11 protein-coding genes are annotated in these 19,046 nt (G+C 73.2%); 4 read left to right on the forward strand and 7 right to left on the reverse strand.

Annotation, left to right across the window (positions count from 1 at the left end; all coding sequences use genetic code 11):
• Positions 1-29: 29 nt before the first annotated feature.
• The 3 genes from ACLQ2N_RS10535 (at position 30) to ACLQ2N_RS10545 (ending at position 6,142) form a co-directional block, all read left to right on the forward strand.
• The gene (locus ACLQ2N_RS10535; protein WP_425811389.1) at positions 30-4,055 is read left to right on the forward strand and encodes a S8 family serine peptidase; all 4,026 of its coding nucleotides are present in this window, start codon (positions 30-32) and stop codon (positions 4,053-4,055) included.
• A gap of 406 nt (positions 4,056-4,461) precedes the next feature.
• Positions 4,462-5,646 (forward strand): threonine synthase, encoded by a 1,185-nt coding sequence (locus ACLQ2N_RS10540; protein WP_425811391.1) that lies wholly within the window; start codon positions 4,462-4,464, stop codon positions 5,644-5,646.
• A gap of 100 nt (positions 5,647-5,746) precedes the next feature.
• On the forward strand, positions 5,747-6,142 hold the full coding sequence (locus ACLQ2N_RS10545; RefSeq protein WP_425811393.1) for an FKBP-type peptidyl-prolyl cis-trans isomerase: 396 nt from the start codon (positions 5,747-5,749) through the stop codon (positions 6,140-6,142).
• 12 nt (positions 6,143-6,154) lie between these two features.
• Here the strand turns inward: ACLQ2N_RS10545 and ACLQ2N_RS10550 are convergent, their stop codons facing one another.
• Together ACLQ2N_RS10550 and ACLQ2N_RS10555 are read right to left on the reverse strand one after the other, a co-directional pair.
• Positions 6,155-7,390: a DUF6357 family protein gene (locus ACLQ2N_RS10550; protein WP_425811395.1), complete on the reverse strand. Its 1,236-nt coding sequence runs from the start codon at positions 7,388-7,390 to the stop codon at positions 6,155-6,157.
• Positions 7,391-7,418: 28 nt separating this feature from the next.
• Positions 7,419-8,267: an alpha/beta fold hydrolase gene (locus tag ACLQ2N_RS10555; RefSeq protein ID WP_425811397.1), complete on the reverse strand. Its 849-nt coding sequence runs from the start codon at positions 8,265-8,267 to the stop codon at positions 7,419-7,421.
• Positions 8,268-8,468: 201 nt separating this feature from the next.
• Between ACLQ2N_RS10555 and ACLQ2N_RS10560 the strand changes: the two genes are divergently transcribed.
• A complete protein-coding gene (locus tag ACLQ2N_RS10560; protein ID WP_425811399.1) occupies positions 8,469-9,302 on the forward strand; it encodes a PIG-L family deacetylase in 834 nt (277 codons plus the stop codon).
• 64 nt (positions 9,303-9,366) lie between these two features.
• On the opposite strand, the gene ACLQ2N_RS10565 is transcribed toward ACLQ2N_RS10560, so the two are convergent.
• From ACLQ2N_RS10565 to uca, 5 genes are all read right to left on the reverse strand, one after another.
• Positions 9,367-10,875 carry a DUF4246 domain-containing protein gene (locus ACLQ2N_RS10565; protein WP_425811401.1) on the reverse strand — a complete coding sequence of 503 codons (1,509 nt, stop codon included), beginning with the start codon at positions 10,873-10,875 and terminating at the stop codon, positions 9,367-9,369.
• Between the two features lie 75 nt (positions 10,876-10,950).
• Positions 10,951-12,669, reverse strand: a complete 1,719-nt coding sequence (locus ACLQ2N_RS10570; protein ID WP_425811403.1) for a PP2C family protein-serine/threonine phosphatase — start codon at positions 12,667-12,669, stop codon at positions 10,951-10,953.
• Positions 12,670-12,785: 116 nt separating this feature from the next.
• On the reverse strand, positions 12,786-13,586 hold the full coding sequence (locus tag ACLQ2N_RS10575) for a triphosphoribosyl-dephospho-CoA synthase (RefSeq protein WP_425811405.1): 801 nt from the start codon (positions 13,584-13,586) through the stop codon (positions 12,786-12,788).
• A gap of 137 nt (positions 13,587-13,723) precedes the next feature.
• Positions 13,724-15,439, reverse strand: a complete 1,716-nt coding sequence (gene atzF / locus ACLQ2N_RS10580) for an allophanate hydrolase (RefSeq protein ID WP_425811407.1) — start codon at positions 15,437-15,439, stop codon at positions 13,724-13,726.
• Positions 15,436-19,017, reverse strand: coding sequence for an urea carboxylase (gene uca, locus ACLQ2N_RS10585; protein ID WP_425811409.1), 3,582 nt, complete (start codon positions 19,015-19,017; stop codon positions 15,436-15,438). Before uca ends, atzF begins: the two co-directional genes overlap by 4 nt.
• Positions 19,018-19,046: the final 29 nt, after the last annotated feature.

The raw sequence follows: 19,046 nt of genomic DNA on the forward strand, positions 1-19,046 counted from the left end.
CGCCGGCCGGATCCGACCTGGAGGACCAGTTGAATTCACGCACAGAGAGCCCGCCCGGAAGATTCCGCAGGCCGCGTCTGGCGCTGCCGCTGGCGGCCGTGCTCACAGCAGGGCTGCTCACCACCGGTGCCGCGGCGGCCGCGGCGCCGGACCCCGCAGGCCTGCCCAGGACCGCCGCCGTGACCGGCACGACCTCGGCCGACGTGCTCGGCGCCATCGCCGGTCTCGGCCTCGACAAGCCCGTCACCGTCACGCTCGTGACCGGTGACGCGGTCACCTTGCGTCCCGACCGGGCCCCCACCGTCAAGGCGGGCGACGACCGCGACGGGATCACCTTCGACGTCCGCGGCCAGGAGGGGAAGCTCCTGGTCGTACCCTCCGACGCGGACCCGCTTCTCGCGAGCGGGCGCGTCGACGAGCGGTTGTTCGATCTCACGTACCTGGTCAGGGAGGGATACGCCGACACGCAAAGGAACGAGCTGCCGCTCCTGGTGGAAGGCGACCCGGCCGCGACACGCGATCTGGCGGCGGACGCGGGTGCCGCGGTGACCCGTAAGTTCCCGGATCTGGGCGTGAGCGCCGTCAAGGCGGACCGCGGCGACGACGCGGCGCTCTGGGCGGGTCTCTCCGCGCCGGACGGGTCCGCACGCCGGTCCGCCCAGCCCGGAGTCACCGGCTGGTGGCCCGAGGGCGTCGGGAAGCTGTGGCTGGACGGGACCGTGCACGCGGCCCTCGACACGGCCGCCCCGCAGATCGGGGCACCGAAACTGTGGGCCGAAGGAGTCGACGGCTCCGGGGTGACGGTCGCGGTTCTCGATTCCGGCGTGGACCGTACGCACCCCGACCTGAAGGGCAAGGTCACCAAGGAGGAGGTCTTCAGCTCCTCGGCGACGTCCGGCGTCCTCGACATCGCGCAGCTCGACGAGCCGGTCGGCTACGTCGGCATGCCCGGCGGCCGGGCCGTGCCGAAGACCGGCGCGTCGGAGTCGTTGGTGTACGTCGGCCGGGCGTGCGTCGACAGCGCGGGCGATGAGTTGCTCGCCTCCCCGGCGGGCAAGGTGGCGCTCATCGACCGGGACCAGAAGGCATGTCCGCTCTCCGAGGAGTACGACGCGGCAGTGGAGGCGGGCGCCACCGGCGTGGTCGTGCGCAACGACGAACGCGGCCTCTTCTCGGGGCTCCTCCTCGATGCGGAGCACCGCAATGCGGTGTGGGCGGCCGGAATCAGCCAGGCCGACGGCACGAGCCTGAAGGAGCTCATCGGGAAGGGCGACGCGGAAGAGGTCGTCATCGGCTTCAGCAGCGCCAAGTTCGCCGGTGACCTCCTCGGCCACGGGACGCACGTGGCGGGCACGGTCGCCGGCACGGGGGCCGCATCCGACGGGCGCTACCGCGGCATCGCCCCCGGTGCGAAACTGCTCAACGGCAAGGTGCTGTCCGACTCGGGCCAGGGGCAGGAGTCGTGGATCATCGCCGGTATGGAGTGGGCCGTCGCCAACGGCGCCGACATCGTCAACATGTCGCTGGGCGGCAGCCCGACCGACGGAAGCGATCCCCTGTCCCAGGCCGTCGACCGCCTCGCGAAGGAACACGACACCCTCTTCGTGATCTCGGCGGGGAACTCCGGTCCGTACGGCCCCATTGGCTCACCCGGCGCCGCGGACTCGGCCCTGACCGTCGGAGCAGTGGACAAGAACGACGACATGGCGTCGTTCTCGTCCCGCGGTCTGCGCCTGAAGAACTACGCGGTCAAACCGAACATCGTCGCTCCCGGCGTCGGAATCGTCGCCCCGCGGGCCGGCGGCACCTCCATGGCCGGGAACGCCCAGGTGATCGACGACTACTACATGGGCGCGAGCGGCACATCGATGGCCACGCCCGTCGTCGCCGGCGCCGCCGCGCTCGTCGCGCAGGCCCGGCCCGGTCTCCGCGGGGAACAACTCAAGAACGCCCTGACCTCGACTGCGGCCGACACCGGACACCCCGTCACGGATCAGGGCACCGGCCGGGTGGACGTCGCACGCGCCGCCGCTCAGGGCGTGTACGCGGACGCGGCCATCGCGTTCGGCGCGCTGAACGACCGGAACGAGCCGGTCGAGCGGACGGTGACGTACACCAACGACACCGATGCGGCCGTCAGCCTCCGACTGGCGGCCGAGCCCGCAGGCAAGGTGAGGCTGTCCGCAGCGGAGCTCAGTGTCCCCCCGCACGCCGGCGCCACGGTGAAGGTCTCCGTCGACCCCGCGGCCGCCGGCCTGGGCACCGTCAGCGGTGTGGTCACTGCAACCGGCGCCGATGTCTCGCTCCGCACCGGATTCGGCTTCCGGGTCTCCCGGGTCATCGACCCCAGCCCCGACACATGGAGCGAGGACTGGGCAGCCGGATTCGACCCGGCGGCGGACGACGTGGGCCACGTCCTCGGCGACTCGGCGCTCAGCCCCGACGGCAAGCGGCTGTTCATGTTCGGCGGAGCCCTCATGGAGCACGAGTTCACGACCGCCGCCGTGGACACGGCCACCGGCAAGACCGCCTGGACCGCGCACTACCCCGTGCCCGACTGGGGCGGCACCCGCGGAGCCGGCGTCGCCGTCAGCCCCGACGGCAGGACGGTCTACGTGTCCGGGGAGGAGTGGAACCCCGAGACGGAGCGCCTGGACCTGGTCGTCCTCGCGTACAACAACGCGCCCGCGCGCACCGCGGACGACCCCGAGCCGGGCGAGCAACTGTGGCGGGCCGTGCATCCGGGCGTCGCCATCCGCGGGCTGGGTCCGGGCGGCGGCTCCCAGATCGCCGTGACCCCGGACGGCGACAGCGTCGTCGTGAGCGGCACCGAATGGACCGACTTCCCCGACGCCTCGATGATGATCCTCGCCCTGGACGCCGCAAACGGTGAGCAGCGGTTCGTGGCCCGTCACGGCGAGAAGGGGCGGACGTTCGCCGGGCTCGATCTGGCCATCGACGCGTCCGGCCGGCACGCGTACGTCACCGGGTTCGGGCAGATCAAGGAACGCGATTACCCGGCGCACCCGGTCACCGTCGCCTACGCGCTCACCGGCGACGAGCAGGGGAAGGAGCAGTGGGTGGCCCGCCACGACTCCGTCACCAGCAACTACCAGTCGTGGCACAACGCCCTCAGCGCCGACGGGCACCGCTTGTTCGTCACCGCCACGGTGGAGGTGGACGACGAGCCGTTCGACGAGCGCATGGAGACGCACGCCATCGACACGGCCACGGGCAAGGTGCTCTGGACCACCACCTACGGCGCCGCCGAAGAGGGCTGGCTCCCCGGTCTCACGGAGCCGAGCCGCGGGGCGAACAACCCGAAGACGCCGGCGATCGCGGTGAGCCCGTCCAACGATCTGGTCTACGTCACGGGCGGGCACTGCGAGGGTGCTTCGTGCAGCGGTGACTTCGCCAGTGTCGTCCTCGCCTACGACCAGCGGACCGGCAAGAAGGTGTGGTCGCACCTCGACGCCGTCGAGAGCCCGCCGATCCCCCGGACGCTGCACACGTCCGTAGCGGTCAGCCCGGACGGAACCCGGGTCTACGTCGCCGCGACGTGCTGCGCGACACGCACCAGCCTGGCCCCCCGCGACCAGGTCGTCACCGCGTACGACGCGGCAACCGGCGCAAGGCTGGACTCGGCCCGGCACAACATCGGCGGCATCACGTCCGAGCAGGGTGGGTTCGTACTGGCGAGCCCGGACGGCTCCAAGGTGTACGGGGTCGCCCAGAGCGAGTACCTCAACGCGGCATACCCGTACCGGTGGATCGTCACGTCGTACACGACCCCGGTGACGTTCCCCAGCCTCAGGTCCACGGTGACGGGGTTTGCCGACGCACACAAGGTGACACGGGCCGGCGAGGCCCGTCTCACGGCTGCGCTCCGTGCGGCCGAACGGGCCCGGAAGCCCGGCGCGACGGACATCGCGCGCAAGGCGTGGGAGAGGTTCCGCACGGTCGCCGCAGATGACCGGTTCGTACCGGACAAGTCCGCGCGGACCCGATTGCTGGACGAGGCCGAGCGTTTGAGCGCGAGAACGAGCGACCGGTAGCCCTACGATCGGCCGCTGCCTCCAAGGCAGCGGCCGATCGGGTTCGGCGAGGCGCGTCGCGGGCGGCACCGTGTGCCCGACTGCGGGCGGACGCTGCCGCAGACGGATCGCCTTCGCCGCCCTGACCTGCTACGAACCCGGCCACCGTGCTCGGCTGACGACCGCGCCCCGGGCCACCTGGGCGAGGAGCCACAGCGGGTCCTCCGTCTCCGCGTAGGGCGGGTGCCCGGTCGCTGCGTGGAAGAGCGAGCAGACGTCGGACGCGGGTGTCGAGGGCTCGCCCCGCGCCTGCTCGGGCGAGGTGAACGCAATGGTCCACAGGGTGAGGCGCGTGCGCGACGCTGCTCGTCTCCGGCCATGCGTCTAATCTGAGAGCTACGCGAGTGAGGGGGAGCCGGGACCGCCCATGAACGACGAACAGCCTTCGGGCGGGGACGCCCCCTTCCTCATCGACCGGTCCGGCGCGCGCTACTCCCTGGACGACCCGCGCTGGCGGGGTGACGACGGTGGTCCACTCGCCGTCAGCGCGCTGCCGGGGCTGCGGCCGAAGCAGATCGATACCGCCGAACGGTCCCTCTGGCGTTACCGCGCCGCCCTCCCCGTCCCGGCCGACCGCCGGGTGAGCCTGGGGGAAGGCTGTACGCCGATGATTGCGGTCGACTGGGCCGGTCGGCGGGTCCACTTCAAGCTGGAATGGTTCAATCCGACGTCCAGTTTCAAGGACCGGGGTGTGTCGGTGATGATCTCGCACCTCGTGGCGCACGGCGTCGACCGTGTACTCGAGGACAGCTCGGGGAACGGCGGATCCGCGGTGGCCGCCTACGCCGCCGCTGCCGGTATCCGTGCCAAGATCATCGTTCCCGCCGCCACCTCGGCGGCCAAGATCCTCCAGGCCCGGGCCTACGGGGCCGAGATCGAGCTCGTGGAAGGCACCCGCGACGAGGTCGCGCAGGAGGCGGTCCGGCAGTCGCGGCGGATCCCCTACGCCAGCCACAACTGGCACCCCATGTTCCTCCAGGGCACCAAGACCGTCGCCTACGAGATGTGGGAGTCCCTGGGCTTTGCCGCGCCCGACAACGTGGTCCTCGTGGCCGGCGCCGGCAGCAACGTCATCGGCTGCGACCTCGCGTTCGGTGAACTGCTCGCCGCCGGACAGATCGAGAGGCGCCCGCGCCTCTTCGTCGGGCAGCCCGAGCACTGGGCGGCCATCGCGGACACGTTCAACGGCGTCGCCCCGGGCTCCCGCGGCGAGCGGGTCCCGACGATCGCCGAGGGCGCGTCCATCGCCCGGCCGGTCCGGCTGCCCGAGGCGGTGGCGGCCATCCGCCGCTCCGGCGGAGCCGCGTACGCCGTGCCCGAGGCGGAGATCCACGCTGCGGTACGCGCCCTGAGCGCGCGCGGCCTGTACGCCGAGCCGACCAGCAGTGTCGCCGCGGCGACCCTCGACCACTTCATCGCCTCCGGTGAGATCGCTCCGGACGAGACGACCGTCGTCGTGCTCACCGGCGCGGGTCTCAAGTCCGCCGAGAAGATGGCCGCGGTGTTCACCGGCCCCGGTGACGACGCCCGGGAAGCGGGCGGCACACGATGACCCGCAGTCCCGTCCGGCGCACCCCCGGCCGGACGGGCATCTCGCGGGCGACCGTCCACACCTGCACGCAGCAGCCGTGCCGACAAGCAAGGGACCCACGATGAGTGAACCGGCCAAGCCCGAGGCCGAGGTGCCGGAGGGCCCCGCGCCCACCGAGCTGACGACCCGCGACCTGGTGGTCGGGGAGGGGCCCCAGGCGCTGCCGGGCACGGTGGTCCGGGTCCACTACGTCGGGGTCACGTTCGCGACCGGGAGGGAGTTCGACTCCTCCTGGGAGCAGGACCGGCCGTTCAAGTTCGCCGTGGGCGGCGGCAAGGCCATCAAGGGCCTGGACCGGGGCGTGCGGGGCATGAAGGCCGGCGGCCGGCGCGAGATCATCGTTCCTCCGCGTCTCGGGTACGGCAAGCAGTCGCCCTCCGCCTTCATCCCGCCGAACTCGACCCTGGTCTTCGTCGTGGACCTGCTCACGGTGGTGGCGCCGGGCGGCTCGGTCTGAGCTCGGCGTCCTCTACCGGCCGCCCCGCCGCCGACGCGCGCGCTCGAACTCGGCGTGGTCCAAGATCCACGGGCCCAGCCCGTCGAGCGCCGCGCAGCCGCCACGGACGAAGGCGCTCACCAGGCTCCGGTACCCGCTCATCCCGTCGACCAGGCTGTACTCGACCCGGTACTCCGGCCCCGCCCCGCCCCGGCCCTCGCGCACGGTCGTGATCCGGGCGGCGGAATCCGCGGAGAAGTGGACCTGGATGCCCTCGCCCTTCTCCTCGTCCTCGATGGTGAAGACCTGGTTGCCCGAAGCGACACGGGCCTCGACGAACTCCCAGAACTCCACGGCGGCGGTACGGGGACTGCCCGGGCGCCACTTCTTCTCGGCGCCCTTGTCGTCGGTGAACGACAGGACCGTACGCCCGCCGGCAGCCTCCTCGTACGCTTCCAGGGGGGTGTTCCTGGCGCGGCCGGCGGCCTCCGAGCACATCAGGAAGGCCACGGTGCGCACCGCCTCGTCGGCGAGTTCCGGGTGTGCCCGGCGTACGGCCGCCTCGATCGTCGCCGCCATCCGCTCCCAGTCCCGCTTGTCCGTGCCGCGCCTGCCCCGTCGCGGATCGCGGCCGATCCGCAGGCCGTCGCAGGCGTGCTCCGCGGTGGCGACCACCCGCACGACCTCGGGCAGCAGCGCCGGGTCGACGGCGTCGGGCAGCCGCCTCGGGACCGTCGCGCCGTGCACGTACTGGCCCGTGTACCTCAGGACCGCGGCGTCGAGCGGACCGAGGACGGTGCCGCGCTCGGCGCGGCGGCGCTGTGCGTGGTACTCCTGGGCCCGTTTCGCGTCGGACGCCTCCGTGGCGGTGCGCATCGCCGCGCAGACCTGCCCCCGTTCGAGCAACTCGACGCCGGCTCCATGCGCGACGAGCCGGTCCTTGTCCCAGCGGATGCGCCCGAAATACGCGTCGACGTCGGCGGGCGCGGAGAGAAGGACCGGGTCCAGGAGCGCGACGGCGGCGTCCTCGTCGAGCCGGCCCCGGGTGCCGGCGGCGTCGCAGAGCGGCAGCACCGCACTCCACAGCAGCAGATGCCTGCCCAGGTCCTCCCGGATCACCGCGAGATGCTCCTCCCCGATCGGGAACGAGAACGTACGGGGCTCGTGAAGGGCATCCGCCCCGGCCCCGAGCATCAGCTTCAGCACACCGTCCTCGCGGACCACGCTCGGGATCCAGCCGCTCCCGCGTGTGAAAACGACATCGCTCATGGCCCCAGTCTTCCTCACGGGACGGCCCTCAGGAGGCGGCTCCGTCGTCCAGCAGGAAGGACCGGATCAGGGCGCTCAGCCGGGCGGGCTGGTCCTCGGGGATCAGGGTGTAGCTGTCCTCGATCTCCACGAGCCGGCCCTTGGGCAGGAGCTCGGCGAGCCTGCGCCCGTGTTCCGGGGGCATCACCTTGTCCTCCGCCGCCCACACCACGAGGGCGGGCCGGTCGAAGTCCCGCAATTTCTCCGCCCAGCCGAGCAGTTCGCTCTTCGGGGGGACGCCCAGTACGTACCTGCGCAGGTCCCGGCGGATCTCCTCGGAGGTCCACAGCGGGGTGAACCACGCGTCCATCACCTCGTGCGGAACCGGCCGCTTGCTCATCCAGCCCCAGGTCATGGGCAGCCGGCGCATCGGCTTCGACTTCAGCAGCCTGAAGGCGAGGTTGATGCCGCCCGGCAGCTTCGCCGAGGCGAACAGGTTTCTGCCCGGCACGCCCGGCGGGAAGTTGTCGAACGCCTCGCAGGACGTGATGACGAGCCGCCCGATCCGCTCGTCCCTGCCCTCCGAGACCAGGGCCTGCGCACCGCCCCAGTCGCTCATCACCAGCGTGACGTCGCGCAGGCCGAGCCGCTCGAGGAACTCGGCGACCAGCCGCGCCACGCCCGCGATCGACAGGTCGGCGTCGGGGCGCATCGGCCGGCGGTGACCACCCAGCGGCAACGTCGGCACCACACAGCGGAAATCGGATCGCAGAGGCTCCACCACGTTCCGCCACAGGGAGCCGTCCATGGCGACGCCATGCAGCAGGACCACGACCGGCCCCTCGCCGCCGGTGTCCAGATACTCGATCGTGCCCGCCGAAAGGTCTGCCTCAGCCATGTAGCGTCGCCTCCCCGCGCATGTGCTCACCGACTCCCTGAGGACTCTGTCACCGCCAGGGAGGTCAGGCGGCGGGTTTCGGCCAGGCGGTTCGGTCCCGCCGGGAACACCGGGTCCGGTCCGGACGGTTGCACCGACGGGGGCGCGGCGCGTTCGTCGCGTCCCCGTACCGCATGCTCGATTCCGCTGGAGGACTGTGTGATGACTGACCGGCCGCTGACCCTGATGGCCGTGCACGCCCACCCCGACGACGAGGCCACCGGGACCGGGGGCGTGCTCGCCCGGTATGCGGCGGAAGGCTTCCGCACGGTGCTCGTGACCTGTACCGACGGCGGTTGCGGGGACGGGCCGGGAGGCGTGAAGCCGGGCGATCCCGGGCACGACCCGGCCGCCGTCGCCGTGATGCGGCGCCGGGAGCTGGAGGCCAGTTGCGAGGTCCTGAAGATCAGCGATCTGGAGACCCTCGACTACGCCGACTCCGGGATGATGGGCTGGCCGGCCAACGACGCGCCCGGCGCCTTCTGGGGAACGCCCGTGGCGGAGGGCGCCGCACGGCTCGCCGAGCTGATGCGCCACTACCGCCCCGATGTGGTCGTCACCTATGACGAGAACGGCTTCTACGGCCACCCCGACCACATCCAGGCCAACCGCATCACGATGGCCGCCCTGGAGATGACCGAGCTGACGCCGAAGGTCTACTGGACGACGGCACCGCGCTCGATGATGCAGCGCTTCGGGGAGACCATGCGCGCACTCGGCGAGGACCTGCCGGAGCCCGACCCCGAGGAGGCCGCCGCGATGGCGCAGATCGGCCTGCCCGACGACGAGATCACCACCTGGGTCGACACCACCGCGTTCAGCGGCCAGAAGTTCGACTCCCTGGCCGCGCACGCCAGCCAGGGCGAGAACATCTTCTTCCTCAAGATGGGCAAGGAGCGGTTCGGCGAGCTGATGGGCATGGAGACCTTCGTGCGTGTCCGGGACACCACCGGCGCCCCCGTCCCCGAGAACGACCTCTTCGCCGGACTGCGCTGACCTGGGCTGTTCGACCGCGTCCGGCCGGCTCCCACCCCGCCGGGTGTGAGCCGGCCGGACGTACTCAGTGCTCGCAGAGGGAGAACTCCCGCTCGAACAGCTGCTCGTTGTTTTCGTCCATGAAGAACGTGCGCTCCCGCATGAGCTCGTCGCGGTACTTCTTCGCTTCTTCGAGCGTCATGATCGAGGTCCCGGCCCAGGGCTGCTGCGGCGGCACGTCGGAGGTCGAGACGATCGCCTCCGACGGGTCCACCAGGAAGAACGCCAGGATCTTGCGGTGCCCGGCGCGGCTCGGGTCCGCGAGACGGAACGAACCGACCCGGTGCTGCAGGACGTTGGGGAAGGCCAGACAGCGGCCGGCCGGTGTGGATGCCGAGCCCAGCACCTGGTTGAGCGGGCCCTCGTTCTCCAGGCCGTACACCTCGCGGACCCCGTCGTAGTCGCTCTGCTCGTACTCCGGATCGTCGACCGCGGTGCGGAAGCCCAGCCGGCTCTCCGTGATGTTCTCGCTGTCCCAGTAGTAGATGCCGGTCGAGACGATCCGCTCGTTCAGCATCCCCTCGACGTGCCACGAACCGCCGGCGTACTCGGGCTTCTCGGGTGTCAGGCGGATGGTCGCCAGCTTGGTGATGACCTGGAGCCGGCGACCGCGCAGGGAAACCCGGCCGGACGCGTCACACGGCTCCGGCGGGGTGAAGTCCGGGGCGTCCGGCACGACCGGGCGACGGTTCTCGTACCAGTCGTCCTGGGCCGCCTCGTGTGCCTCGACCGCTCGCCCGTACGCTTCCTTGTCGCTGTAGTCGTCCTCGTCCGGGTACTCCGGCTCCGGGCCGTACCACCCGAACGGGTCGGCCTCGATCCGCAGGGGCCGCGGTCGGCGCAGATCGGTGAGCACGTTCTCCCACAGCGGGAGCATGCGGGTGAACAGCTCCGGCAGAACGGCGGCCAGCTCCCGGTGGGCCTCGGGGTGGACGTTGTTCACGTACGAACGGAAGGCGGCCTCGCCGTCCGCGCTGACGTCGACATCCGTGGGCAGCCACTGGAACCGGTCCGAGAACTCGTACGTCGCGTAGCGGTCCGCCGGGTTCTCCCAGGCCCGCTCCGGGCCGCCGCTCACGCCCCGTACCAGGCAGAACAGCGAGGGATGCACCAGGTCCAGCACCTGCCCGTCCGTCCCCGGGTGCCAGTCCTTCTCCTCCTCGGGTACGTCCTCCAGCACCCGGACCGCCTCCCGCAGCCGCGACCGCAGCTCCTCGTCGATCAGCGTGTCCGACTGCCAGACACCGTCGACGGCGGACACCTCGACGCCGGTCCGCGCGTCCCGCAGCCGCGCGTAGTGCGCGAGCTCCGCCAGCACATGGCGCACCTGCGCCTCGGTGAGGCCCTGGTCCACGGCCTCCCGCGTCCACGTGGCGGCTATGGCGGTGTCGTGCATCTTCTCGAACCAGTCCGGCTTCGCCCGAAGGTGCGCGCTGCACGCGATCATCTCCAGTTCGCGCACGGTCCGGGGTTCCGCGCACGACCGGGAACGGGAGGTGTGGAACGGCAGCGGAAAGGGGGGCAGGCCAGTCAACTCTCTTGGTCCTTCCGGGCGGTGAGTGGTGGCCGGAAGACTACGGGAGCCCGCTGACACCACCGCCGGCACGGGTCAGGGCCGTCGCAGGGCCAGGAGCGTCGCGTCGTCGGTGCGGTGGGGACCGTTCAGGCAGGCCACGAGCCGTTCGACGTAGTCCTGGAGCCCGGCGTGGCCGCGGCCCGGCGCGGCCTCCCGGAAGCAGCGCTCGGCCGCGCCGAGGAAGCGGAGCGTGTCCTTCTCGGGGTCGGCCGGGCGGCGTTCGGTCAGCCCGTCCGAGTACATCAGGACGATGTCGCCGGTCTCCAGCGTCGTCTCGGTGGCGCTGTACGACGTCCCCGGGAGCACCCCCAGGGTGAGCCCCGGCCCCCCGGCGGGCGCCGGCAGCTGACCGGCGCGGCTGTCACGCAGCAGCACCGGACGGGGATGCCCGGCGCAGGTCCAGCGCAGCAGGGTGCGCTCGGGGTGGTAGCGGGCGATGATCGCGGTGGCGGTGGACTCCCTGTCGTCCGCGCAGGCCACCTCGTTGAGCCACTGCGTCAGCTGTTCCACGGACTCCGAGGTGTACGCGAGCCCCGCGAGTGCGTAGCGGAGTTTGGCCATCAGAGTGACCGCCGCCAGCCCGTGGCCCCGGGCATCGCCCAGCGCCAGCAGCAGGCGGCCGTCGGGCAGCCCGCGGGCCTTGTACCAGTCGCCGCCGACCCCGGCCCCGCGCGCGTCCGGGCGGTAGACGGCCGCGGCCTCCAGACCGTAGCCGTCCAGCTCGTCCTGTAAGTGCGGCAGCACCGCGTCCCGCAGGACACCGGCCACCTCCGCGACGGCCTCGGCGCGCTCGTGCTCGCGGCGCGCGTGGCGCTCGGCCCGCTGCGCCGCCTCCCGCCTGCGCCGGTCCGTGGTGACGTCGATCAGGACGGCCCGCAGGGCCCACACCAGGCCGCCGGGCACGATGCGGACGGGCTCGGCGACCATGCGGAAGACGCGCTCGCTGCCACGGAAGCGCAGCTCGCACTGGGTGACGCGCTTGCGCAGGAGCACGTCGTACAACGCCTGGTACAGCGTGGGCAGGCAGTCCGGTGTGACGGCGGCGGCCAGCTCGGACAGGCGGGGCACCGGCGCGTCGTCCGCCAGGCCGAGCACCTGGCGGAACCCCCTGGAGGGCTGGATGCCGTCGTCGGCGAGATTCCACTCCGCCCAGCACGCGCGCACCAGCTGCTGGGCCGCGCCGGCCATGCTGAGCCGCCCGCCCGGCTCCCAGGTGAGCAGGAAGTGGTCGCCGCAGGGCGCGATCCGCACCTCCGCGTTGATCCGCACCGGCCCCCTGCGCGTGTTCACCAGCCATTCCACCGTGTCGCTCTGCTGCGGCACGCCCTGGCGGTGCGCGTCGGCCAGCATGCGCGGGATCGCCGTGGCGGCCAGGGACGGGACGCGTTCGAACAGTGACACCGGTCCGGTCCACGGGGGCATGGCCTCGTCGGGGAAGCGGGAGGCCGCGTAGGCGCGGGCTGTGGCGTTGCGGGCGAGGAGGACCACCTCACGGATCTCGCCGTCCTCGCCGAACTCCGGGGCCAGCAGCAGAGCCGCCACCGGGAGGGCGTCGAGCACCTGCTGACCGGAGGGCGGGGGAGCGGCGACGGCTGCCGCGGCCGGGGGCACGACGGCGGCGGGCGCCGGGGCCCCGTAGCGCTCGGCGTACCGGGTGACGCGCCGGCGCTGCGCGTCCAGCAGCGCCCGGATCGCCTGCAGGTCCAGACGTGCGCGTCCGCCGCCCGCGGGAGGAGGTGGGTCCACAGGCATGTCGGGCCTCTCGGTGCGGGTGTACGGGCGGCGCCGGAACAGCATCGGGGCGGGGGACCGGAGGCACCACTCGGTGTACGCCGGGTGGCGGCGTCGCCCCGGCCGGCGGGCTCGGCTCAGGCGGCGGCGAGGGGCCGGCTGTCCACCGAGTCCAGGAAGAGCACCGCGGTGTGCAGCGCGCCGCTGGTCGCCGGGCAGATCGCGTACCGGGTCAGCTGCTCGTCCAGCTCGGTCAGCCGCCGGCGCCCCTCGGGCATGCCGGCCCCACCGGCGGCCAGGACTCCGGCGGCGTCCTCCCGGACCATCCGCAGCGCCAGCGGCCCCTTGTCACGTACGACCCGCTCGTCGTCCATGTCCGCCATCAGCGTCAGCAGCGCGTCGAGCTGCGCGGTCTCCTCGGCGACGCCCCGCGTCCGGGCGTCGCGCACGGCGGAGAGCGCCGCCTCGGTGGCCGTGAGACCGTGCCGCTTCGTGCGGCCCGACAGCATCCGGTAACTGTCCCGGAAGTCGCCCGAAGGCTCCACCCGCTCATCGAGGGCGAGGGCCCGTGCGCAGGCGTCCCGGGGGCCGGCGGGGCCCTGCGCCCATGCGGCCGCCAGCAGGCACAGCGCGCGGGCCGCGACGTCGAATCCGTTCAGGGACGCGGTGTGGGGCACCACGTCCTGGGCCGCGCGGCAGGCGGCGGCGAGCCGGCCGATGTCCGCTCCGGCGCCGGATGCGGCGGCCGCGCGCAGCGGCCCGTGGAGCCGCACCCCGACATCGACGAGTGAGGAGAACACCGAGTTGGCGGGGGTCTGCGCGGTGCGGCAGTCCGGCAGTCCCGGCTTGGGGGTGAGGAACACCTCGCGGGTGAAGGCCGCGACGGCGAGGTCCGCGAGGCCGTCCGCGTCGAGCCGGGGCAGGTGCTGAGAGGGCATGCGTATCGCTTCCACTGGGCGGTGCGGGTCGGACGAACCCGGCACGGGGCCGGGCTCACAGGGTGATGCCCACCACCGGAGGGGCAAACCGGGACCAATGACCCCTCCGGTCGGGTACTCCGCCCCGCACCCGGCCGTCAGGCGGTCGCCGCCTCCCCGTTCGCCTCCAGATACGCCCGCCAGCCGCCGTGCTCCGTGATGTCGGTGCCCCGGGCCGCCGAGTCCGGGTCGCACTGGAAGCCCAGGACCCAAGTGCCCTCGGCCAGCTCGACCCGGCCCAGGGACATGGGCGCCGGAAGCGCCGCGAGGAAGCGCCCGAGTGCGGCGGGCGAAAGGGTCCACCGCTCGCCCGTGATCGGGGCGCCCCGTGCCGGCCCGACGCGGACGAGGCCGGGCTTCGGCGGGGTCGTCCGCAGGGCCGCGAGCCGGTAGCACGCGGTGGTGGTCACCTCACCGGCGTACCGGGCACCGCAATCGGTGAGCTGGTGGTTGAGCGGCTGCCCGGTCAGGTGGGCACCGAACACGGCGAGGTCCACGCCGCCGTCCGGCAGGGGAGCCGGCGCCTGTTCCCCGGTGAGCAGGGCGGCGATGTCGATGGCCGGCTGGTCCTCGAAGGCGCGGGTGACGACGCTGACGCCGAACGGGCTGCCGTCCGCCTCCCCGGCCGGCACCGCGACGGCCGCCATGTCGAGGAGGTTCACGAAGTTGGTGTAGGTCCCCATCCGCGAGTTGACGGCCACCGGGTCGGCCAGCACCTCGGCGATGTCCGGGTGGCAGGTGGTCGTGGGCAGCAGCAGCGCGTCGAAACCGGACAGGATCCGGCGCGCGAGGGCCCGGTAGCGGTCCAGCCGTTCCTGATCGGCGGCCAGGGCGTGGGCCGGCAGAGCGGCGGCGGCGAGGATGATCCCGGCGACCGTGGGGTCCGCCGCCGACGGGTCCCGGGAGATGAACTCACCGACGGCGGCGTAGCGTTCGGCGACGAGCGCACCGTCGTAGAGCAGCCGGGCCGCCAGCAGCAGCGGTGACACGTCCACGACGGCGGTCGTGGCGCCCGCGGCCTCCAACTGCTCGACCGCCGCAGCGAACGCGGCGCGCCCCCCGGGCGACAGCGGGACGAGGTCTTCGTCCCGGGGGACCGCGACCCGGGGCCGGGGCGGGGCGGCCAGACGGACATCGTCGGGCCAGACCCGGCCGCGCGGGTCACCGTCGTCCGTTCCCGTCATGACGCCCAGGGCCCGCTGGGCCTCGGTGAGGGTGCGGGCGAACACGGTGACCGCGTCGTAGGAGCGGGCGGCGGGGACCACTCCGGTGGTGGGGACCAGGCCCAGCGTGGGCTTGAGGCCGACGATGCCGTTGAGGGCGGCCGGAACGCGTCCGGAACCGGCCGTGTCGGTGCCGAGCGCGATGTCGGCGATTCCGAGGGCCACGGCGACCGCCGACCCGGAACTGGAACCGCCGGAGACCTTCTCGGGGCGCAGGGCACTGCGCACGGCGCCGTACGGGCTCCGCGCCCCGACCAGACCGGTCGCGAACTGGTCCAGGTTCGTCTTGCCGAGCACGACCGCGCCCGCCTCCCGCAGCCGCCGCACGGCCGGCGCGTCCGTCTCCGGGGTGTACGCGAACGGCGGGCAGGCGGCGGTGGTGGGCAGCCCGGCGACGTCGATGTTGTCCTTCACCGCGACCAGGACGCCCGCGAGGGGCAGCGGTTCACCGGCGGCCGGCCGGGAGTCCAGGGCGGCCGCCTCGGCCCGGACGTCCGCCTCCGCCCGGAGGGTGATCCAGATCTCCGGGCGGGCGGTCTCGGCGATGCGGCGGTAGGCGGCGGTGACGCGTGCGACGCAGCTCTCGGTCACGCTGCTTCCTCTCGTGCGACGACGGCCAGCGGCGTGCCGGCGTCGATCTGCTTTCCGGGGGTGACGAGGACATCGGTGACGACCCCGTGAGCGGGAGCGCGCACCACGACCTCCATCTTCATGGCTTCCAGGACCACGAGGGCCTGACCCGGCTCGACCCGGGTGCCGGGCACCGCTTCGACCTTCCATACGGTGGAGCTCAGCGGGGCCTCGACCAGGCCCGAGCCCGGGGGGAGGGCGAGCGGGGCCATGACGTCGCCGGCCGGCTCCGGTTCGGCGCGCGGTGCGAACTCGCCGGCCGCCTCCCACGCCCGCCGCTCCGTCTCGAAGGCGGCGGACTGGCGGCTCCGGAAAGCGGCGATGTCCTCCGCGTTCTCCCGCAGGAACGCCTCGTGCTCCGCGAGCGAGAAGACACCCGGGCGGATGTCCAGGGCGGTCCGCCCGGAGGCGAGATCGGCCCGGATGTCCAGGAGTTCGGCCGGATCGACCGGGTACCAGGCGATCCGGTCGAAGAACCGCAGCAGCCAGGGCGTGCCGTCGGCGAAGGAGCGGGGCGGGCGCAGACCGCCCCACACGGGGACCGTCCGGCCGATGAGCTGGTAGCCGCCGGGGCTCTCCATCCCGTAGACGCACAGGTACGAGCCGCCGATGCCCACCCCGGCCTCCGCCGTCCAGGTGCGCGCCGGGTTGTACTTGGTGGTCACCAGGCGGTGGCGCGGATCGAGCGGCGTGGCGGCCGGAGCGCCGAGATAGACGTCGCCGAGCCCCAGGACCAGATAGCGGGCGTCGAAGACCGTGCGGCGTACGTCCTCGACGCTGTCCAGACCGTTGATACGGCGGATGAACTCGATGTTGGACGGGTTCCAGGGGGCGTCTTCGCGTACCGAGGCGGCGTAGCGGTCGATGGCCTCGTCCACGGTCGGGTCGTCCCAGGACAGCGGAAGGCGCACCTCCCGGCTGGGCACCCGCAGACCGGCGGTGGCCGGCAACTGGTCCTCGGCCTCCCGGAGCAGACCGAGCAGGGTGCGCAGCGGCAGCACGTCCGGATCGGTGTGCAGATGCAGCGAGCGTACGCCTGGAGTGGCGTCGACCAGACCGCGCGGCGCGAGCGCCCGTACGTGCTCGGCGAGGGCGTGGACGCGCATCCGCAGACCCAGGTCGAGGGTCATGGGCCCGTACTCGACCAGGACGTTGTCGTCGGCGCCCCGCCGGTAGGTGACCTCGGGAACGGTGTCCGTGGCGGGGCGGCGGCCGAGCACACCGTCGTCGCCGTCCGGGCCGCCGGGAGCCGGCAGCGTGAGCAGCGCGGGGGTCCGGCGCAGCGCGTCGGCGGTCCGCTCGGTGACCGGGACGAACTGGACGGTGTCGCCGGGACGGAGCTGCCCGGTCTTCCAGCGCTCTGCGCGCACCACGGTGACCGGGCAGGCGAAACCGCCCAGGCTGGGTCCGTCGGGGCCGAGGATGGCCGGGGTGTCGCCCGTGAGGTTGACCGCGCCGACGGAGTACGCGGTGTCGTGCACGTTGGACGGATGCAGTCCCGCCTCCCCGCCGTCCGGGCGGGCCCACTCGGGGCGGGGCCCGACGAGGCGCACCCCGGTCCGCGCCGACTGCGCGGAGACCTTCCAGTGCGTCCCGTACACCGTCCCGATCCCCTCCCGCGTGAGGAAGTCCGGTGCGGCGTGGGGCCCTTCGCTGACCGCGATGCGCCAGTGCGAGGCGAAGTGCGGACGCGAGGCGGCCGGGACGGGCGCGGGCGCGGGGGCCTCCGGCACGGGCCGGGCGGGTCGCAGCACGTCGCCCGTGCGCAGGGCGCGGCCGGCGTGGCCGCCGAAGCCACCCAGGGTGAAGGTGGCCGCGCTGCCCAGGTAGCCGGGGACGTCGAGACCGCCGCGCACCAGGACGTACGTACGCATCCCGGGGCCGAGGGCGGTGCCGACGTCGAGCAGCTGCCCGGCGGCCAGCTCGACCGGCTCCCACAGGGCGACGGGGTGCCCGTCGACGGTGACCGTGGCGGGGGCGCCGGTGACGCAGACGACGGCCGGTGCCGAGAAGCGCAGCGCCGGGCCCTCCAGCGTGCACTCCAGGCCGGGGGCGCCCTCCGGGTTGCCGACGGCCCGGTTGCCGAGGCGGAAGGAGAGGTCGTCCATCGGGCCGCCGGGCGGGATGCCGACCTCCCAGTAGCCGGTGCGGCCCGGCCAGTCCTGCACCGTCGTCTGGGCGCCGCCGCGTTCCACGTCGATCCGGGGACGCGGATCGCGCAGACCGGCCAGGGTCGCCGTGGTGTGCCGGGCGTCGAGCACCACCGGTTCGCGGCAGGCGGCGCGCAGCAGCCCGAGGTTGGTCTCCACCCCGTCCACCACCGTCCCGTCCAGGGCCTCGGCCAGCCGGGCGAACGCCTCCGTCCGGGTGTCACCGGTCGCGACGACCTTGGCGAGCATCGGGTCGTACGCGGAGGAGACGTGCTGCCCGGTCTCCGCCCAGCTGTCCACGCGTACGCCCTCGGGGAAGGCGACGCGGGTCAGCAGACCGGAGCTCGGCCGGTGGTCCCGGGCCGGGTCCTCGGCGTAGATCCGCGCCTCGACCGCGTGGCCCCGGGCGGGCGGTTCCGTCAGGAAGCCGCTCTCGCCGCGCGCCAGGCGCAGCATCCAGGCGACCAGATCGATGCCGTGGATCTCCTCGGTCACCGGATGTTCCACCTGGAGGCGGGTGTTGACCTCCAGGAAGTACGCCTCCTCGCGCACCGGGTCGTACACGAACTCGACCGTGCCGGCCGACCGGTAGTCCACCGACGCGCACAACTCCCTCGCGGCGGTGCGGAGCACGGTGCGCAGCCGCGGCGGCAGGTCCGGCGCCGGGGCCTCCTCCAGCACCTTCTGGTTGCGGCGCTGGAGGGAGCAGTCGCGGTCGCCGAGCACCACGACCGCGCCGGCGCCGTCCCCGAAGACCTGCACCTCGACGTGGCGGGCGCGCTCCACGTAACGCTCCAGGAAGACCCCGCCGTCGGCGAAACTGCCCCGGGCCAGCCGCGACACCCGGGCGAAGGCGTCCCGCAGCTCCGTGGGCCCGGCACACGCCCGCATGCCGATCCCGCCTCCGCCGCCGGTCGCCTTGAGCATCACCGGGTAGCCGGTCCGCTCCGCCGCGCGCAGGGCGTCCTCCTCGTCGGCGAGGAGCCCACTGCCGGGCAGCAGAGGGACACCCGCCGCGAGCGCCGCGGCCCGTGCGGTGTGCTTGGCGCCGAACACCTCCAGCTGGGCGGGCGTGGGGCCGACGAACGCGAGGCCCGCCTTCTCCACGGAGGCGGCGAACGCCGTGTTCTCGGACAGGAAGCCGTAGCCGGGGTGCACCGCCCCGGCCCCGGTGGCGAGGGCCGCCTCCAGGACCGCGTCCGCCCGCAGATAGCTCTCGGCGGCGGGGGCGGGGCCGAGGCGCACGGCCTCGTCGGCGAGGCGGACGTGCGGGGCGGTGCGGTCGGCGTCGGAGTACACGGCCACCGTACGCAGACCGAGGGCTTCGGCGCTGCGGATGACCCGGCAGGCGATCTCGCCGCGGTTGGCGATGAGCAGGGTGTCGAACATGACGGCAACTCCTGGGTACGGGGCCGGGG

Source organism: Streptomyces sp. DT224, assembly GCF_049844595.1.
Lineage (GTDB): Bacteria > Actinomycetota > Actinomycetes > Streptomycetales > Streptomycetaceae > Streptomyces.

Coding starts and splice junctions, on each gene's coding strand:
- ACLQ2N_RS10540 (WP_425811391.1), top strand. CDS start 4,462: ATGAACGACGAACAGCCTTCGGGCGGGGACGCCCCCTTCCTCATCGAC.
- ACLQ2N_RS10545 (WP_425811393.1), top strand. CDS start 5,747: ATGAGTGAACCGGCCAAGCCCGAGGCCGAGGTGCCGGAGGGCCCCGCG.
- ACLQ2N_RS10550 (WP_425811395.1), bottom strand. CDS start 7,390: ATGAGCGATGTCGTTTTCACACGCGGGAGCGGCTGGATCCCGAGCGTG.
- ACLQ2N_RS10555 (WP_425811397.1), bottom strand. CDS start 8,267: ATGGCTGAGGCAGACCTTTCGGCGGGCACGATCGAGTATCTGGACACC.
- ACLQ2N_RS10560 (WP_425811399.1), top strand. CDS start 8,469: ATGACTGACCGGCCGCTGACCCTGATGGCCGTGCACGCCCACCCCGAC.
- ACLQ2N_RS10570 (WP_425811403.1), bottom strand. CDS start 12,669: ATGCCTGTGGACCCACCTCCTCCCGCGGGCGGCGGACGCGCACGTCTG.
- ACLQ2N_RS10575 (WP_425811405.1), bottom strand. CDS start 13,586: ATGCCCTCTCAGCACCTGCCCCGGCTCGACGCGGACGGCCTCGCGGAC.
- uca (WP_425811409.1), bottom strand. CDS start 19,017: ATGTTCGACACCCTGCTCATCGCCAACCGCGGCGAGATCGCCTGCCGG.